The following is a 16448-nucleotide window of genomic DNA, read 5'->3' on the forward strand; positions in this document are numbered from 1 at the left end:
CTTTTTTTTACCTGGCAGATGGATATCCAGACCCTTACCGGCATCGGATATATTATCCAACTTTGTTGGAATAGTATGATGTGTGGAGCAGTGCTACGGTTTTAGAACTAACATCTTTTTTGGCTATTCACAGCCGCATACCAGGTTGATGTGATTGTTTTAACATCAATAAATAATCACGGCCAACCTAATTTAAAAGGCAACTACAGTCATATTTCTGGCGAAATAATTACTTATCTCCTCTCAAACAACATATTCTGACACACTACCAGTAATAACGATTCACCTTCCTTGATGTGAGATTTACATCACTATCCTGTCATTCTATTTCATTATTATTTGTCACCGCGGTAACACAATATTTATTGATGGATTAATTATAATTATGGGGAATACATTCAATGCCTCGGATAAAAAATGGACTATTAGCTTGTCTTATACTTATAGTGCCTTCTCTTTTTAGCCATGCAGCACAAGCTCTGGAGTATAAAAATTCTTTTGGGTCTATTAATGCCGGTTATGCCGACTGGAATAGCGGATTTGTCAATGTACATCGTGGCGAGGTTTGGAAAGCAACAGCGGATTTTGGTGTCAATTTTCGAGAAGCCGAATTTTACTCATTTATTGAAAGTAATGTGTTAAATCATGCTGTAGCCGGTCGAAATCATACGGTGTCGGCGATGACCCATGTGCGTCTCTTTGATTCTGATTATACCTTCTTTGGCAAGATTTATGGCCAGTGGGATAACTCCTGGGGCGACGATCTGGATATGTTTTATGGTCTGGGTTATCTCGGCTGGAGCGGAGATTGGGGGTTTTTAAAACCCTATATAGGTTTGCATAACCAATCTGGTGATTATGTATCACAACGATACGGACAAACCAGCGGCTGGAATGGCTACGTTATTGGCTGGACTGCGGCTTACAATTTTACTTTATTTGGTGAGAAATTTGTTTTATCTGACTGGAATGAAATTGAGCTTGATAGAAATGATGCTTATGCGGAACAGCAATTTGGCCGGAATGGATTAAATGGCGGATTAACACTGGCGTGGAAATTTTATCCACGATGGAAAGCTACAGTGACTTATCGCTATTTTGAAAACAAACTGGGTTATGACGGTTACGGGGATCAGATGATTTATATGATTGGGTATTCATTTTAAATAAAACCAAAGGATCGGAAATGAAAAAAACAGTCGTGGCGAGTTTGGTTGGGCTGGCATTATGTGCCGGGAGCGCATTACAAACAACATATGCAGCTTCAGCGAAACAGCCTAATTTAGTGATTATTATGGCTGATGATTTGGGCTATGGCGATCTCGCGACTTATGGCCATCAAATCGTCAAAACGCCTAATATCGACAAGCTGGCACAGGAAGGGGTGAAATTTACCGACTACTATGCGCCCGCGCCGCTGTGCTCTCCTTCTCGTGCGGGTTTATTAACGGGACGTATGCCATTCCGTACAGGGATCCGTTCCTGGATCCCTGAAGGCAAAGATGTCGCGTTGGGACGGAATGAACTGACGATTGCCAACCTGTTAAAGCAACAGGGGTATGACACGGCGATGATGGGGAAATTGCACCTAAATGCCGGGGGCGATCGCACCGATCAACCGCAGGCGAAGGACATGGGGTTTGACTACACCCTGGTAAACCCGGCGGGATTCGTCACGGATGCTACGCTTGATAACGCAAAAGAACGTCCCCGCTATGGCATGGTGCATCCCACTGGCTGGATCCGTAATGGACAGCATATTGGTCGTGCGGACACCATGAGCGGCGAGCTTGTCAGTTCTGAAGTCGTCAACTGGCTGGATAACAAGAAAGACGACAAACCGTTCTTCTTATATGTCGCGTTCACGGAAGTTCACAGTCCGCTGGCCTCACCGAAAAATTACCTCGACATGTATTCGCAATATATGAGCGCTTACCAGAAACAGCATCCGGATCTGTTTTATGGCGACTGGGCGGATAAGCCGTGGCGAGGAACAGGCGAATACTACGCGAACATCAGCTATATGGATGCTCAGGTCGGTAAAGTAATGGATAAGATCAAGGCTATGGGTGAAGAAGATAACACCATTGTCATTTTCACCAGTGATAACGGCCCAGTGACCCGCGAGGCTCGCAAAGTATATGAACTGAACCTGGCGGGTGAAACGGATGGGCTTCGCGGCCGTAAAGATAACCTTTGGGAAGGCGGTATCCGTGTTCCGGCAATCATCAAGTACGGTAAACATATTCCGCAGGGGATGGTAACGGATACGCCAGTTTATGGTCTTGACTGGGTGCCGACGTTAGCAAACATGATGAATTTTAAACTGCCAACAGATCGTACCTACGATGGGCAGTCTCTGGTTCCATTACTTGAACAGAAAACGTTAGCACGTCAGAAACCACTCATCTTTGGCATTGATATGCCGTTCCAGGATGATCCTACTGACGAATGGGCGATCCGTGATGGCGACTGGAAGATGATTATCGATCGTGAAAATAAACCCAAATACCTCTACAACCTGAAAAAAGATCGCTTTGAAACGCTTAATCAGATTGGGAAACAACCTGAAATCGAGAAACAACTGTATGGCAAGTTCCTGAAATACAAACAGGACATTGACAACGATTCGCTGATGAAAGCTCGCGGTGACAAGCCAACGCCAGTCACCTGGGGCTAACAGAATAATTATAAGAAACATAAGGTATGCCACTTAGGGCTATGCCCGCCTGGTTCAACGCTTTTGTGCTGAGCCAGGTTCTTTTATTTATGGAGCTATCACAATGCAGACAAAAAGTTGTCAGGTCATGATTAAACCGACAGGCTCGGTATGTAATCTGGACTGTAAATACTGTTTTTATCTGGAAAAGGAGATGCTTTATCCGGATAGAAAAGCGAATTACAGAATGTCAGATGACATGCTCGAGTTATTCATCAAACAGCATATTGCCGCGCAGGATGTGAATGACGTGATTTTTGCGTGGCAGGGGGGAGAACCTACGCTGATGGGGTTGGCATTTTATCGGCGAGCGCTGGCATTGCAGCAGCGTTATTCTGGCGGTAAAACGATTATAAATACCTTCCAGACTAACGGTATATTGATTGACGACGAATGGGCTATTTTTTTTAAGCAACACGCCTTCCTGGTGGGCGTTTCTATTGATGGTGATGCCGCGTTACATGATGAATGGCGGGTTACTCGTTCAGGTAAACCGACGCATGGGAAAGTTGAACAGGCCGTTAAATGTCTGGTACGCCACGGTGTAGAATTTAATACGCTGACGGTGGTGAATCACACGAATATGCATCACCCGGTGCGAGTCTATAACTATCTGAAAAGCATTGGCAGTCGCTATATGCAGTTTATTCCGCTCATCGAAAGAAGCGCTGAAGAGGGCGGTATTGGTCTGGCACATCCTGAAGGCGGACAAACAAGAATGATGCCGTGGTCGGTTGATTCACTGCAATTTGGCCATTTTCTCAACGCTATTTTTGATGTCTGGGTCCGTAACGATATTGGTGATATCGGCATACAGATGTTTGAGCAGACGCTCGCGGCGTGGTGCGGGTTACCACCGCAGGTATGCGTGTTTGCACCAACCTGCGGTAGCGCATTCGCCATGGAAATGAACGGCGATGTGTATAACTGCGATCATTTTGTGTATCCGCAGTACAAGTTGGGGAATATTCAGGATTCGACGCTGCGCGCGATGAACAATAGCGAAAAAAACCGGCAGTTTGGCGAGGATAAGCGACGCACAATGGCACAAGAATGTGACTCCTGCTCATGGCAGTTCGCCTGTTATGGCGGTTGTCCTAAGCATCGTTTTTTGCCGTCAATATCAGGTAAAAGAAATCACAACTATTTGTGCGCGGGATATAAGTCGTTTTTCTCTCATACCGCAATGACGATGAGTGCCATGAAAACACTCTACGAAAATGGTTTTTCACCTGTAGAGATAAAATCAGTATTTGCTTGAACGTATCGTATTCGCAGGGAGTGAATATGTTTTCCTGGATTAATGTCGATAGTTGTAAAACGCCCGGCTGCAAAAATATGGGTATGTTGAACAGCCCGGATTACCAAAACCAAGGGAAAAATATACTATGCCGGGCCTGCGGTTTTCTCTTCCCCATTATTTCGGAACGATCACTCAACCGCTTTCGTCAGTCGGTTAATCAGGCATGGAAAGGACTGATAAAATCCTGCCCCCACTGCGGGGGAATTTCACTCAAAAAGTACGGTTTTTCTGCGCAAGGAGAACCGCGTATTTACTGTCAGCGTTGTCATAAAACATTTATTTCTCCTGTCAGGCAAAAAACAGATGCGCGTCAGGATTATCTCGCCACGCTGATTCAGGAAGGTGCGACACTGGCGGATATTCGCACCGCACTCGTGCTGGATAGCACCGGGTTGAATCGGGAGTTACAGAAACTCTCTCGCAATGCAAATCTGGCGGAACGCGAATTTACTTTTCCTACGTTTGATATCGCCATGAGCACGCGCGCTTTTCGGATCAAATTTAACGGTAGTGATAGTTTTCTGTATGTGTTGGTCACTGCAGAAGAGAATACCGGTCGAATTGTTGCCGTTACGACAAATTACTCAGCACATCCCGTAGAGGCTGAGTATCAGTATCATTCTGACTATGAAGAACGCCTGCCTCCCGGTACGTTGGCGCATATTGTGCAACGTAAAGAAGTGATAACGATGCGGCGGGAGACGCTTTTTGATGTGGATTACGGTCCTGCAATATTGCACAAAAATGATCCGGGGATGTTAGTTAAACCCGTTTTGCCAGCTTATCGCCATTTCGAGTTGGTTAAAATGCTCACGGATGAACGTTCTCTCAATATTCAGCATTACCTCGATCAGGAATGCTTTATCCTGGGAGGATGTATGATGGCGAATATACAGCATGTTCAGCAAGGGCGTTGCCACATTGCTTTTGTGAGAGAACGTGGAGAATCAGCACCGCAAAAAGATATTCCGCCAAGGTTGTTTATGGGGGGCGGCATCCGTAATAACGTTTGGCGAACATTCACCACGCGTGACTACGCGCTGGCAGTATGCAACTTAACAGAGAACCGAAAAACGAGTATGCAACGCAGCGCCACGCTTGTGAGTGCGACCCGTTTTATCCATTTTATCGATACACATCCTTTTCTGGCACACCTCAACCGTATGTCTCCGGCAAATGTGACGGCAACGCTGGACCATCTCAGATACGCGTTTAATGCGAGGCATCACTCAGATGCGGACTAACTAATCCTGTGTTTTCTCATTAGATAATGCTCGGAAAAGCCGATTTATTCATCATGAATAATCTAATTTTAACGAGCTTTTTGCGGGTGTAAGATAGTAATTACGAAGTATTCACCCAATAGAGAGAATAAAAGTGAAACATCTGCATCGTTTTTTTAGTAGCGACGCCTCGGGAGGCATCATCCTGATCATCGCAGCCGCAGTCGCTATGCTGATGGCAAATATCGGGGTTACCAGTGGATGGTACCACGCCTTTCTGGAAACACCTGTCCAACTGCGGGTTGGCGCGCTTGAAATCAACAAAAATATGCTGCTGTGGATCAACGACGCGTTGATGGCGGTATTCTTCCTGTTGATTGGTCTGGAAGTGAAGCGTGAGTTAATGCAGGGCTCGCTTGCCAGCCTGCGTCAGGCGGCGTTTCCAATTATTGCCGCGATTGGCGGCATGATTGTCCCGGCGTTGCTGTATCTGGCATTCAACTATGCCGACCCTATCACTCGTGAAGGATGGGCAATTCCGGCAGCAACGGATATCGCTTTTGCATTAGGCGTGTTGGCGCTATTGGGCAGTCGCGTTCCGCTGGCACTGAAAATCTTCCTGATGGCGCTGGCGATTATCGATGACCTCGGCGCGATTGTGATCATCGCGTTGTTCTACACCAGCGATCTCTCGTTGTTGTCTCTGGGCGTCGCCGCGTGCGCAATTCTCGTCCTGGCGGCATTGAATCTGTGCGGTGTCAGACGCACCGGTATTTATATTCTGGTTGGCGTCGTGCTATGGACGGCAGTGCTGAAGTCCGGCGTGCATGCCACTCTGGCAGGCGTGATCGTTGGTTTCTTCATTCCGTTAAAGGAAAAACATGGGCGCTCACCGGCAAAGCGTCTGGAGCATGTCCTGCATCCGTGGGTGGCTTATCTGATCCTGCCTCTGTTTGCCTTCGCTAACGCAGGTGTTTCGCTGCAGGGCGTGACGCTGGATGGATTGACCTCTATCCTGCCGCTGGGAATTATCGCCGGCCTGCTTATCGGTAAGCCGCTGGGGATCAGCCTGTTCTGCTGGCTGGCATTACGTCTCAAGGTGGCGCAACTGCCTGAAGGCACGAGTTTCCAGCAAATTATGGCGGTCGGTATTCTGTGTGGCATCGGCTTTACAATGTCGATTTTCATCGCCAGTCTGGCGTTTGGTAACGTTGATCCGGAGCTGATTAACTGGGCAAAACTGGGGATCCTGATTGGTTCACTGTTGTCGGCAGTTATCGGTTATAGCTGGCTGCGTACCCGGTTGAATACGTCAGCCTGAGCAGATAACTCTTTGGTGACAATTTCAGGGAGAGAGTATGTCTCATATAAATTACAACCACCTGTATTACTTCTGGCATGTGTATAAAGAAGGATCGGTGGTGGGTGCCGCAGAAGCGCTTTATCTGACACCGCAAACTATTACCGGGCAGATCAAAGCGCTTGAGGAACGCTTACAAGGGAAGTTGTTTAAGCGTAAGGGGCGAGGGCTGGAACCCAGCGAGTTAGGCGAATTAGTTTTCCGTTATGCGGATAAAATGTTCACCTTAAGCCAGGAAATGCTGGATATCGTGAACTATCGCAAAGAGTCGAATTTGCTGTTTGATGTCGGCGTGGCGGATGCATTATCGAAGCAACTGGTTAGCAGCGTGCTGGATGCTGCTGTGGTTGAGAACGAGCAAATCCATCTGCGTTGTTTTGAATCAACACACGAGATGCTGCTGGAGCAGCTCAGCCAGCATAAGCTGGATATGATTATCTCCGATTGCCCGATCGACTCAACGCAGCAGGAAGGGCTGTTCTCGGTGCGGATTGGCGAATGCAGCGTGAGCTTTTGGTGCACCAGGCCGCTGCCTGAGAAACCGTTTCCGGCCTGTCTGGAAGAGCGTCGATTGCTGATCCCTGGTCGTCGTTCGATGCTTGGACGTAAGCTGTTGAACTGGATTAACTCACAAGGACTGAACGTTGAAATCCTTGGCGAGTTTGATGACGCCGCGCTGATGAAAGCGTTTGGCGCAACGCATAACGCGATATTCGTTGCCCCTACGCTGTATTCACACAATTTCTATGCTGATGATTCTATTGTTGAAATTGGACGCGTTGAGAATGTGATGGAGGAGTATCACGCCATATTCGCGGAGAGGATGATCCAGCATCCGGCGGTGCAGCGTATTTGCAATGCCAACTACTCAGCACTGTTCAAGCCGCCACAGGTCTAAACGCCTTTATGTTGCCGGCTGCGGTGTACTAACCGCAGCCGGACTATGACTACAGTTTCAACATATTACGATACTGCCCGCCTTCGCGGATAAATACCGGAATTCTGTTCAGGGGAGCGTCATAGCGCAGCGTTTGTCCTCCCTGATAGCTCTCGCCGGTCGCAAAATCCGTCCATGTTTCCCCTTCTGGCAACCAAACGTCGCGTTCGCGCATACCTTCATGCATAACGGGCGCAACCAACAGATCGGGGCCGAAACAGTACTGGTCGGTGATTTCCCAGCTTTTTAGCTGATCGGGGAACTCAAAAAATAGGGTACGCATCACCGGTGTATTGTAGTTATGCGTTTCTGCCATTAACGCTTTGATGTAGGGCTTGAGCTTCTCACGCAGTGTCAGGCAACCCGTTAGCACATCACACACATCCTCACCGTAGCTCCAGATCTCGTTGGGCGCGCCGGTAGGGCACTGGGCAATCCCGTCCCGATAAGGCTGCTGCGGTAAAATCTGCGGATCGCGGTTGCCGTGCAGGCGCATCACCGGGCTAAACACGCCCCACTGGAACCAGCGAATCAGTAGCTCATGAAAGCGTGGGTCGCGAATATTGCCGCCATGAAAGCCGCCAATATCTGTTGTCCACCATGGGATACCTGCAATCCCCATATTCATCCCGGCGGCAAACTGATTGCGTAGCGATCGAAACGATGAGTGGATATCACCTGACCACACCAGCGCGCCGTATTTCTGACTTCCAGCCCAGGCGCAGCGCAGCAGGTTGATAACCTGGTCTTCGCCATTGGCTTTCATGCCGTCAAAAAAGGTTTTGGCGTACATTCGCGGGTAGATATTGCCCACTTCCAGCACCGGTCCGGCGTGGTAGCGATAGTTATCGTAGTCGTAAACGCTGAACTCCGGCTCGGCTTCATCTAGCCAGAAGAGCTTCACGCCTTTATCGTAATAGTTGCGTTTTGCTTTACTCCAGACGTAGTCGCGAGCGCCGGGATGGGTGGCATCAAAGAAAGTGGTATTGCCGAGAAAATCCATATTAATTGGCAATCCGCGCTCCGTTTGTACCAGCCAGCCGTTTTCGCGCATCTCCCGATAGCTCTCGGTGCGATTGTCCACCGTCGGCCAGACGGAGACCATCAGCTCAATACCCAGCGATTTTAACTCGGCGATCATGGCATCGGGATCGGGCCAGTCGCGCGAGTCGAACATCCAGTCCCCCTGATTTGGCCAGTGGAAGAAATCGATAACGATTACCGAGATGGGGAGATTGCGCCGTTTGTACTCGCGGGCGACGGCGAGCAACTCCTCCTGGGTGCGATAGCGTAACTTGCACTGCCAGAAGCCCATGGCGTAATCCGGCATCATCGGCGGCGTGCCCGTGGCGAGCGCATACGCCTGGCTAATTTCTGCCGGGGTATCGCCAGCGGTGATCCAGTAGTCCAACTGCTCGCTGACCTGAGCTTCCCACTCGGTCACGTTATGGGCGAATGTCACGCGGCCGACCGCCGGGTTGTTCCATAAAAATCCGTAGCCCAGGCTTGAGAGCATAAAGGGCACCGAGGCCTGAGAGTTACGCTGGGCCAGTTCGAGCACGCATCCTTTGAGATCCAGATTGGCCTGCTGATATTGGCCCATGCCGTAAATTTTTTCCCCTTCGGCAGCTTCGAAGCGGGCTTTAATCGAATATTTTCCTCCCTGAATAGGGCGGAACTCGCGCCCTTCAAGGTTTAGGGCACTGACATACTGGCCGTGGGAAGATTCGTCCTCGCCGATTTCGCCCCGCAGACGCCAGAACTCCTGCAACAGGCACTTATGCGGATGGCGATAAAAAGCGATTTGCCCTTTTTGATTGACGATTGCGCTAATTTTTCCGTTGGTTAGCGTCGCCTGCTTGTGGTCATAAACGATGTGGCAGGCGCTTTCTGTGACTGGCTCCGTGAGCGCCCAGTCCTCATTTCGCATAACCGGAAGATGACGGCCACTGCGTACGCGCAGGCTGTTCTCGCCCCAGGGTTCAATCCACAAATAGCGATCGTTTTGCTGCCAGACCAGACGACGCGGGTCATGTTGCACAAATGGCATGGTGGTGCCTCCCATATTTTGAGGGTAAAGATTAAGAAAGTTATTGGGTGATGGTTTCCAGATCGTGGCGAATCGTCTCTTCCATTGCTTCGTACTTACGGAAGAAAAGTAGCGGGATCGCCGCGAGTGCGAAGAGCAGGGCGGGCGCCCAGATAAAGGCCCAGGTAATGCCTTCCAGGCCCGCAGCGCTTTGGGTCTGGTTCGGGATATAGCCAAAACTGTTCATGATCCAGGCGGCGAAAGCGGTACCCAGACCGCTGCCCATCTTGATGCAGAAGGTACTGCCGAAGGCGATAAGAATGCCGGTGGCCTTGATGCCCGTTTTCCAGGCACCGAAGTCGACGGCAAAGCCCAACATGGCAAACGGCATTGAGCAGGCGATTCCGCTACCGATATTTCCGAGCACCCAGGCCGCGATGAGGAAAGGTATGTTGTCCGCCGCCAGCCACATCAAGACGCCGCCAAACGTGGCGACCAGCAAGCCGCCTACCCATATCCAGGTTTTAGCCAGGTATTTGCTAAAGAAAGGGATGGCGATGATAAACAGGATCTGAATCGTCGCCAGACTGTTAATCAGCGGAACCAGATCTTTGCGAACGAGGTTGTAGGTCAGATAATAAACAATGGTGGTGGACCGCTGTTGCAGGGCAATCCAGAAGATCAGATTGGCCAGCACCATCAGGATCCATGGCCAGTTACCTTTCATCGCCGTGAAACTTTTTTTCATCGGCAGTTTGGGTTCTTGCTGTATTTTATCCGCATCCATTTCGCGGATATTTTTAAAGGCGAAAAGCGTTAGCGAACAGGATATCGCAGCAAACAGAATCGCCGTATAAATAAATCCGGCATGATCATTTCCGTTACCTAAAAATGCAACCAGGGGTAATGCTGTGGCATTCATTAATAAAACCCCGATTTGTCCTCCGGTCATTCTCCAGGAATTTAATACCAGCCGTTCCTTAGGGGACAGGGTCATCAGAGGTAATATTGCACTGAGCGGTGTATTAAGTCCGGTAAATAAAATGCTGGCAATCATATAGGATATTGCTGCATATATGGCTTTTCCTGTCATGCTGATATCTGGAGACCAAAATGACAGCGCGCTGAATACACCAAAAGGCAGCGGCAGCCATAAAAACCAGGGACGACATTTACCGTAACGTGAACGTGTTTTATCGATAATGATCCCCCAGATTGGGGCATCTATACCATCTACGATACGCGCCAGTAGCAGGATGACACCTGCTACGGCGAGACTTATACCCGCAACGTCAGTGTAGAAATATAAGATGTAGGTTGAACCGAAACAGTACAGCAGATTACCTGCCACATCCAAAGAGCCGTAGCTAATACGCTGTAGTAAAGATAATGATGCTGACCCGCAAGACTGGGTATCCTCAATAACAGAACTCATAATAATAACTCCGATATTGGTGCGATACGCCCAGAAAAACAGCTTTTACTTTCTAAGCAGTAGGGTAGTTGTTATTTTTTATCTAAAAAATTAAACCTTTGGAGAGAAATAGTGGTTAATTGGTTTGGTGAAAAATAGTTAACACGGGCATTGTGATCAATTATCAAATCTTACATCAGGATTGCGTTTATTCGTTTTTGGGGGAGTAATTATGTCATTTGCTATGACGGTCACAATTTGATTAGCAATGAAATTAAAAAAATTAAACAGTGAAAGAAAATGACTTTCATGTGCCCGGTAAGGCGGCTGGCTGAAAAGAGAAGCGGCCCAGAGGAGTACGAACAAGGTCAGTGGATGACGGTTGCCTTCGAAGCTGGTTGTACAAACGACAGGCATAAAAAAACCCGCTTGCGCGGGTTTTTTCACAAAGCGACAACAGACAGGCGATTAAGCCAGTTTGTTGATCTGTGCAGTCAGGTTTGCTTTATGACGCGCAGCTTTGTTTTTGTGGATCAGACCTTTAGCAGCCTGACGGTCCACGATTGGTTGCATTTCGTTAAATGCTTTCAGTGCAGTAGCTTTGTCGCCAGCTTCGATAGCTGCGTATACTTTCTTGATGAAAGTACGCATCATAGAGCGACGGCTAGCGTTGTGCTTGCGGGCCTTTTCAGACTGAACGGCGCGCTTCTTAGCTGATTTGATATTAGCCAAGGTCCAACTCCCAAATGTGTTCTATATGGACAATTCAAAGGCCGAGGAATATGCCCTTTTAGCCTTCTTTTGTCAATGGATTTGTGCAAATAAGCGCCGTTTAAATTCCAGCACTCGTTGCGTAGTGATGGCGCAGGATTCTACCAGCTTGCGTGGCGTGAATACAGCTTTTCGACGAGAAAAATTGCATTGGTGTGCCGGTGAAGGGCGTCAATTTGTTTCATAACAATGAAAACCATCCTCTTTCTGTTTCGTAGAAACAATCGCCGGTTAACGTTGACCGCGGTACAGGGTATACTTTCACGATTTTCACTGTTTTGAGCCAGACATGAAGCTGATACGAGGCATACATAATCTCAGTCAGGCCCCGCATGGGTGTGTGCTGACTATTGGTAATTTCGACGGCGTGCACCGTGGTCACCGTGCGTTGCTGCAGGGCTTACGGGAAGAAGGGCGCAAACGCAATTTACCAGTAATGGTGATGATTTTTGAGCCGCAGCCGCTGGAACTGTTTGCGACGGACAAGTCACCTGCGCGCCTTACCCGCCTGCGAGAAAAACTGCGTTATCTGGCCGAATGCGGTGTGGATTACGTACTGTGCGTGCGTTTTGACCGACGTTTTGCCGCATTAACGGCGCAGACTTTTATCAGCGATCTGCTGGTTAAGCGCCTTGGTGTACAATTTCTTGCCGTTGGCGATGATTTCCGCTTTGGCGCTAGCCGTGCGGGTGATTTCTTGTTATTACAGGAAGCGGGCGCTGAGTATGGTTTTGATATCACCAGTACCCAAACCTTCTGTGAGGGCGGTGTGCGTATCAGCAGCACCGCAGTACGTCAGGCGCTGGCCGAAGATAACCTGCAGCTGGCCGAAAGCCTGCTTGGGCATCCTTTTACTATCTCAGGACGCGTCGTTCACGGTGATGAGTTAGGGCGTACCATCGGTTTTCCGACGGCAAACTTACCGCTTCGTCGCCAGGTGTCTCCAGTGAAAGGGGTTTATGCGGTTGAAGTGATGGGGCTGGGTGATAAACCTTTCCCCGGCGTTGCCAACATCGGCACCCGCCCGACGGTAGCAGGCGTACGCCAGCAGTTGGAAGTGCATCTGTTGGACGTTGTAATGGACCTGTATGGTCGCCATATAGATGTAGTACTGCGTAAAAAAATACGCAGCGAACAGCGATTTGCCTCGCTGGATGAACTAAAAGCGCAGATTGCGCGTGATGAGTTGACTGCCCGTGAATTTTTTGGGCTAACAAAACCGGCTTAATGCCTATACGAGTTTTAAATACGGAACCGAGAATCTGATGAGTGACTATAAATCAACCCTGAATTTGCCGGAAACAGGGTTCCCGATGCGCGGCGATCTCGCCAAGCGTGAACCGGGAATGCTGGCGCGTTGGACTGATGATGACCTGTACGGCATCATTCGTGCGGCCAAAAAAGGCAAAAAAACCTTCATTCTGCATGATGGCCCTCCTTATGCGAATGGCAGCATTCATATTGGTCACTCGGTTAACAAGATTCTGAAAGACATTATCGTGAAGTCCAAAGGACTCACGGGCTATGACTCGCCGTACGTTCCGGGCTGGGACTGCCACGGTCTGCCGATCGAGCTGAAAGTAGAGCAGGAATACGGCAAGCCGGGCGAGAAGTTCACCGCTGCTGAGTTCCGCGCCAAGTGCCGTGAATACGCAGCGACCCAGGTTGATGGTCAGCGTAAAGACTTTATCCGTCTTGGCGTACTGGGCGACTGGTCGCATCCGTACCTGACCATGGACTTCAAAACTGAAGCCAACATCATTCGTGCGCTGGGTAAAATCATCGGCAACGGTCACCTGCACAAAGGTGCGAAGCCGGTGCACTGGTGCGTTGACTGCCGTTCCGCGCTGGCGGAAGCGGAAGTTGAGTATTATGACAAAACCTCCCCGTCCATCGACGTGGCGTTCCACGCTGCCGATCAGGATGCGGTGAAAGCGAAATTTGGCGTTTCTGACGTCAACGGCCCGATCTCTCTGGTTATCTGGACCACTACCCCGTGGACGTTACCGGCGAACCGCGCAATCTCTCTGGCACCTGATTTTGACTATGCGCTGGTGCAGATTGATGGCCAGGCTGTGATTCTGGCGAAAGATCTGGTTGAAAGCGTCATGCAGCGTATTGGCGCGGCTGAATACACCATTCTCGGCACCGTGAAAGGCGCTGAGCTGGAGCTGCTGCGCTTTACCCATCCGTTTATGGGCTTTGACGTGCCGGCTATCCTTGGCGATCACGTTACGCTGGACGCGGGTACCGGTGCGGTCCATACCGCTGGCGGTCACGGTCCGGATGACTACGTCATCAGCCAGAAATACGGTCTGGAAATCGCTAACCCGGTTGGCCCGGACGGCGCATACCTGGCGGGTACCTATCCGGATCTGGACGGTGTGAATGTCTTTAAAGCCAACGACAAAATCGTTGCGCTGCTGAGCGAAAAAGGCGCGCTGCTGCACGTTGAGAAGATGCAGCACAGCTACCCATGCTGCTGGCGTCACAAGTCACCGATCATCTTCCGTGCGACCCCGCAGTGGTTCGTCAGCATGGATCAGAAAGGCCTGCGCGCGCAGTCGCTGAAAGAGATCAAAGGCGTACAGTGGATCCCGGACTGGGGCCAGGCGCGTATTGAATCGATGGTTGCCAACCGTCCTGACTGGTGTATCTCCCGTCAGCGTACGTGGGGTGTGCCGATGTCTCTGTTTGTTCACAAAGACACCGAAGAGCTGCATCCGCGCGCTATCGAACTGATGGAAGAAGTGGCTAAACGCGTTGAAGTTGACGGCATCCAGGCGTGGTGGGATCTCGATCCGAAAGATATCCTCGGCGACGAAGCTGACCAGTATGTCAAAGTCCCGGATACGCTGGACGTGTGGTTCGACTCCGGTTCAACCCACTCATCCGTTGTGGATGTGCGTCCTGAGTTTGCGGGCCATGCGGCAGATATGTATCTGGAAGGTTCTGACCAGCACCGTGGCTGGTTCATGTCTTCTTTGATGATCTCCACCGCCATGAAAGGCAAAGCACCTTATCGCCAGGTACTGACCCACGGTTTCACCGTTGATGGTCAGGGCCGTAAGATGTCCAAATCTATCGGTAACACCGTTTCTCCGCAGGACGTGATGAACAAACTGGGCGCGGATATTCTGCGTCTGTGGGTTGCTTCTACCGACTATACTGGCGAAATGGCCGTTTCTGACGAAATCCTGAAACGTGCTGCCGACAGCTATCGTCGTATCCGTAACACCGCGCGCTTCCTGCTGGCGAACCTGAACGGGTTCGATCCGGTTAAAGACATGGTGAAACCGGAAGAGATGGTGGTGCTGGACAGGTGGGCGGTAGGTTGTGCGCAAGCAGCACAGGACGAAATCCTGAAAGCCTATGAAGCCTATGACTTCCACGAAGTGGTACAGCGCCTGATGCGTTTCTGCTCCGTAGAAATGGGTTCGTTCTATCTCGACATCATCAAAGACCGTCAGTACACCGCGAAAGCGGACAGTGTGGCGCGTCGTAGCTGCCAGACTGCGCTGTTCCATATTGCTGAAGCGCTGGTTCGTTGGATGGCGCCGATCATGTCCTTCACCGCAGATGAAATCTGGGGCTACCTGCCGGGCGATCGTGAGAAGTACGTCTTTACCGGTGAATGGTACGAAGGTCTGTTTGGCTTAGGCGAAACCGAAGCGATGAACGATGCCTTCTGGGACGAACTGCTGAAAGTGCGTGGCGAAGTGAACAAGGTTATCGAGCAGGCGCGTGCGGATAAGAAAGTCGGCGGTTCTCTGGAAGCGGCAGTGACCCTGTACGCTGAACCTGAGCTGGCGGCGAAACTGACCGCGCTGGGTGAAGAGTTGCGCTTTGTTCTGCTGACCTCCGGCGCGACGGTTGCAGATTTTGCAGCGGCTCCAGCTGATGCTCAGCAGAGCGAACTGCTCAAAGGTCTGAAAATCGTACTGAGCAAAGCCGAAGGTGAGAAATGCCCGCGCTGCTGGCATTACACTACCGACGTCGGCCAGGTGGCGGAACATGCAGATATCTGCGGACGCTGTGTCAGCAACATCGCCGGTGATGGCGAACAACGTAAGTTTGCCTGATGAGTAAGCCTCTCTGTTCAACAGGACTACGCTGGCTGTGGCTGGTGGTAGTCGTGCTGATTATCGATTTAGGCAGCAAATACCTGATCCTCCAGAACTTTGCTCTGGGGGATACGGTGTCGCTGTTTCCGTCGCTTAATCTGCACTACGCGCGTAATTATGGCGCGGCGTTTAGCTTCTTAGCCGACAGCGGTGGCTGGCAACGTTGGTTCTTTGCCGGTATTGCCATCGGTATTTGCGTCATCCTGATGGTGATGATGTATCGCTCGAAGGCGACGCAGAAGCTGAATAACATCGCGTATGCGTTAATCATTGGCGGTGCGCTGGGCAACCTGTTCGATCGCCTGTGGCACGGCTTCGTAGTTGATATGATTGACTTTTACGTCGGCGACTGGCATTTCGCGACCTTCAATCTGGCCGATACAGCTATCTGTATCGGGGCGGCATTGATTGTTCTCGAAGGCTTCTTGCCGTCGAAAGAGAAAAAAGCCGCATAAAAAAATGCCGGATGGCGCTATGCTAATCCGGCCTACAATTTACTGCGATCCTTGTAGGCCCGGTAAGCGTAGCGCCACCGGGCAGACAGGCGGCAGCAATTTTAAAGAGCAAC

12 protein-coding genes and 1 pseudogene are annotated in these 16448 nt (G+C 50.2%); 10 read left to right on the plus strand and 3 right to left on the minus strand.

Annotated elements, in window-relative coordinates; translation table 11 throughout:
* Positions 1-401: 401 nt before the first annotated feature.
* The 6 genes from AL515_RS05125 (at position 402) to nhaR (ending at position 7503) form a co-directional block, all read left to right on the plus strand.
* On the plus strand, positions 402-1166 hold the full coding sequence (locus tag AL515_RS05125) for an outer membrane protein OmpK (RefSeq protein WP_048212749.1): 765 nt from the start codon (positions 402-404) through the stop codon (positions 1164-1166).
* Between the two features lie 20 nt (positions 1167-1186).
* Positions 1187-2680 (plus strand): sulfatase family protein, encoded by a 1494-nt coding sequence (locus tag AL515_RS05130; RefSeq protein ID WP_061067207.1) that lies wholly within the window; start codon positions 1187-1189, stop codon positions 2678-2680.
* Between the two features lie 103 nt (positions 2681-2783).
* Positions 2784-3980, plus strand: a complete 1197-nt coding sequence (locus AL515_RS05135) for an anaerobic sulfatase maturase (protein ID WP_048212747.1) — start codon at positions 2784-2786, stop codon at positions 3978-3980.
* A gap of 26 nt (positions 3981-4006) precedes the next feature.
* On the plus strand, positions 4007-5266 hold the full coding sequence (locus tag AL515_RS05140; protein WP_061067208.1) for an IS1/IS1595 family N-terminal zinc-binding domain-containing protein: 1260 nt from the start codon (positions 4007-4009) through the stop codon (positions 5264-5266).
* Positions 5267-5399: 133 nt separating this feature from the next.
* Positions 5400-6566 carry a Na+/H+ antiporter NhaA gene (nhaA, locus tag AL515_RS05145; protein ID WP_048212745.1) on the plus strand — a complete coding sequence of 389 codons (1167 nt, stop codon included), beginning with the start codon at positions 5400-5402 and terminating at the stop codon, positions 6564-6566.
* Between the two features lie 37 nt (positions 6567-6603).
* Positions 6604-7503: a transcriptional activator NhaR gene (gene nhaR, locus AL515_RS05150; protein WP_048212744.1), complete on the plus strand. Its 900-nt coding sequence runs from the start codon at positions 6604-6606 to the stop codon at positions 7501-7503.
* A gap of 49 nt (positions 7504-7552) precedes the next feature.
* Here the strand turns inward: nhaR and AL515_RS05155 are convergent, their stop codons facing one another.
* From AL515_RS05155 to rpsT, 3 genes are all read right to left on the minus strand, one after another.
* Positions 7553-9592 carry a glycoside hydrolase family 31 protein gene (locus AL515_RS05155; protein WP_061067209.1) on the minus strand — a complete coding sequence of 680 codons (2040 nt, stop codon included), beginning with the start codon at positions 9590-9592 and terminating at the stop codon, positions 7553-7555.
* 40 nt (positions 9593-9632) lie between these two features.
* Entirely contained in the window at positions 9633-11006 is a 1374-nt protein-coding gene (locus AL515_RS05160; protein ID WP_061067210.1) for an MFS transporter, read from the minus strand.
* 447 nt (positions 11007-11453) lie between these two features.
* On the minus strand, positions 11454-11717 hold the full coding sequence (gene rpsT, locus AL515_RS05165) for a 30S ribosomal protein S20 (protein WP_003018940.1): 264 nt from the start codon (positions 11715-11717) through the stop codon (positions 11454-11456).
* A gap of 117 nt (positions 11718-11834) precedes the next feature.
* Between rpsT and AL515_RS23765 the strand changes: the two are divergent.
* The 4 genes and pseudogenes from AL515_RS23765 to lspA all read left to right on the plus strand — a co-directional run bounded on the left by AL515_RS23765 (position 11835) and on the right by lspA (position 16335).
* Positions 11835-12038 (plus strand): annotated as a pseudogene (locus tag AL515_RS23765) (DUF2575 domain-containing protein).
* Between the two features lie 7 nt (positions 12039-12045).
* The gene (gene ribF, locus AL515_RS05175; RefSeq protein WP_016155656.1) at positions 12046-12984 is read left to right on the plus strand and encodes a bifunctional riboflavin kinase/FAD synthetase; all 939 of its coding nucleotides are present in this window, start codon (positions 12046-12048) and stop codon (positions 12982-12984) included.
* 37 nt (positions 12985-13021) lie between these two features.
* Positions 13022-15838: an isoleucine--tRNA ligase gene (gene ileS, locus AL515_RS05180; protein ID WP_061067211.1), complete on the plus strand. Its 2817-nt coding sequence runs from the start codon at positions 13022-13024 to the stop codon at positions 15836-15838.
* Positions 15838-16335 (plus strand): signal peptidase II, encoded by a 498-nt coding sequence (lspA, locus tag AL515_RS05185; protein ID WP_003018932.1) that lies wholly within the window; start codon positions 15838-15840, stop codon positions 16333-16335. The genes ileS and lspA overlap by 1 nt, the downstream gene beginning before the upstream one ends.
* Positions 16336-16448: the final 113 nt, after the last annotated feature.

It is taken from the genome of Citrobacter sp. FDAARGOS_156 (assembly GCF_001559235.2).
Classification (GTDB): Bacteria; Pseudomonadota; Gammaproteobacteria; order Enterobacterales; family Enterobacteriaceae; genus Citrobacter; species Citrobacter youngae.

Coding starts and splice junctions, on each gene's coding strand:
- nhaR (WP_048212744.1), top strand. CDS start 6,604: ATGTCTCATATAAATTACAACCACCTGTATTACTTCTGGCATGTGTAT.
- AL515_RS05140 (WP_061067208.1), top strand. CDS start 4,007: ATGTTTTCCTGGATTAATGTCGATAGTTGTAAAACGCCCGGCTGCAAA.
- AL515_RS05125 (WP_048212749.1), top strand. CDS start 402: ATGCCTCGGATAAAAAATGGACTATTAGCTTGTCTTATACTTATAGTG.
- AL515_RS05160 (WP_061067210.1), bottom strand. CDS start 11,006: ATGAGTTCTGTTATTGAGGATACCCAGTCTTGCGGGTCAGCATCATTA.
- AL515_RS05135 (WP_048212747.1), top strand. CDS start 2,784: ATGCAGACAAAAAGTTGTCAGGTCATGATTAAACCGACAGGCTCGGTA.
- AL515_RS05155 (WP_061067209.1), bottom strand. CDS start 9,592: ATGCCATTTGTGCAACATGACCCGCGTCGTCTGGTCTGGCAGCAAAAC.
- ribF (WP_016155656.1), top strand. CDS start 12,046: ATGAAGCTGATACGAGGCATACATAATCTCAGTCAGGCCCCGCATGGG.
- lspA (WP_003018932.1), top strand. CDS start 15,838: ATGAGTAAGCCTCTCTGTTCAACAGGACTACGCTGGCTGTGGCTGGTG.
- ileS (WP_061067211.1), top strand. CDS start 13,022: ATGAGTGACTATAAATCAACCCTGAATTTGCCGGAAACAGGGTTCCCG.
- AL515_RS05130 (WP_061067207.1), top strand. CDS start 1,187: ATGAAAAAAACAGTCGTGGCGAGTTTGGTTGGGCTGGCATTATGTGCC.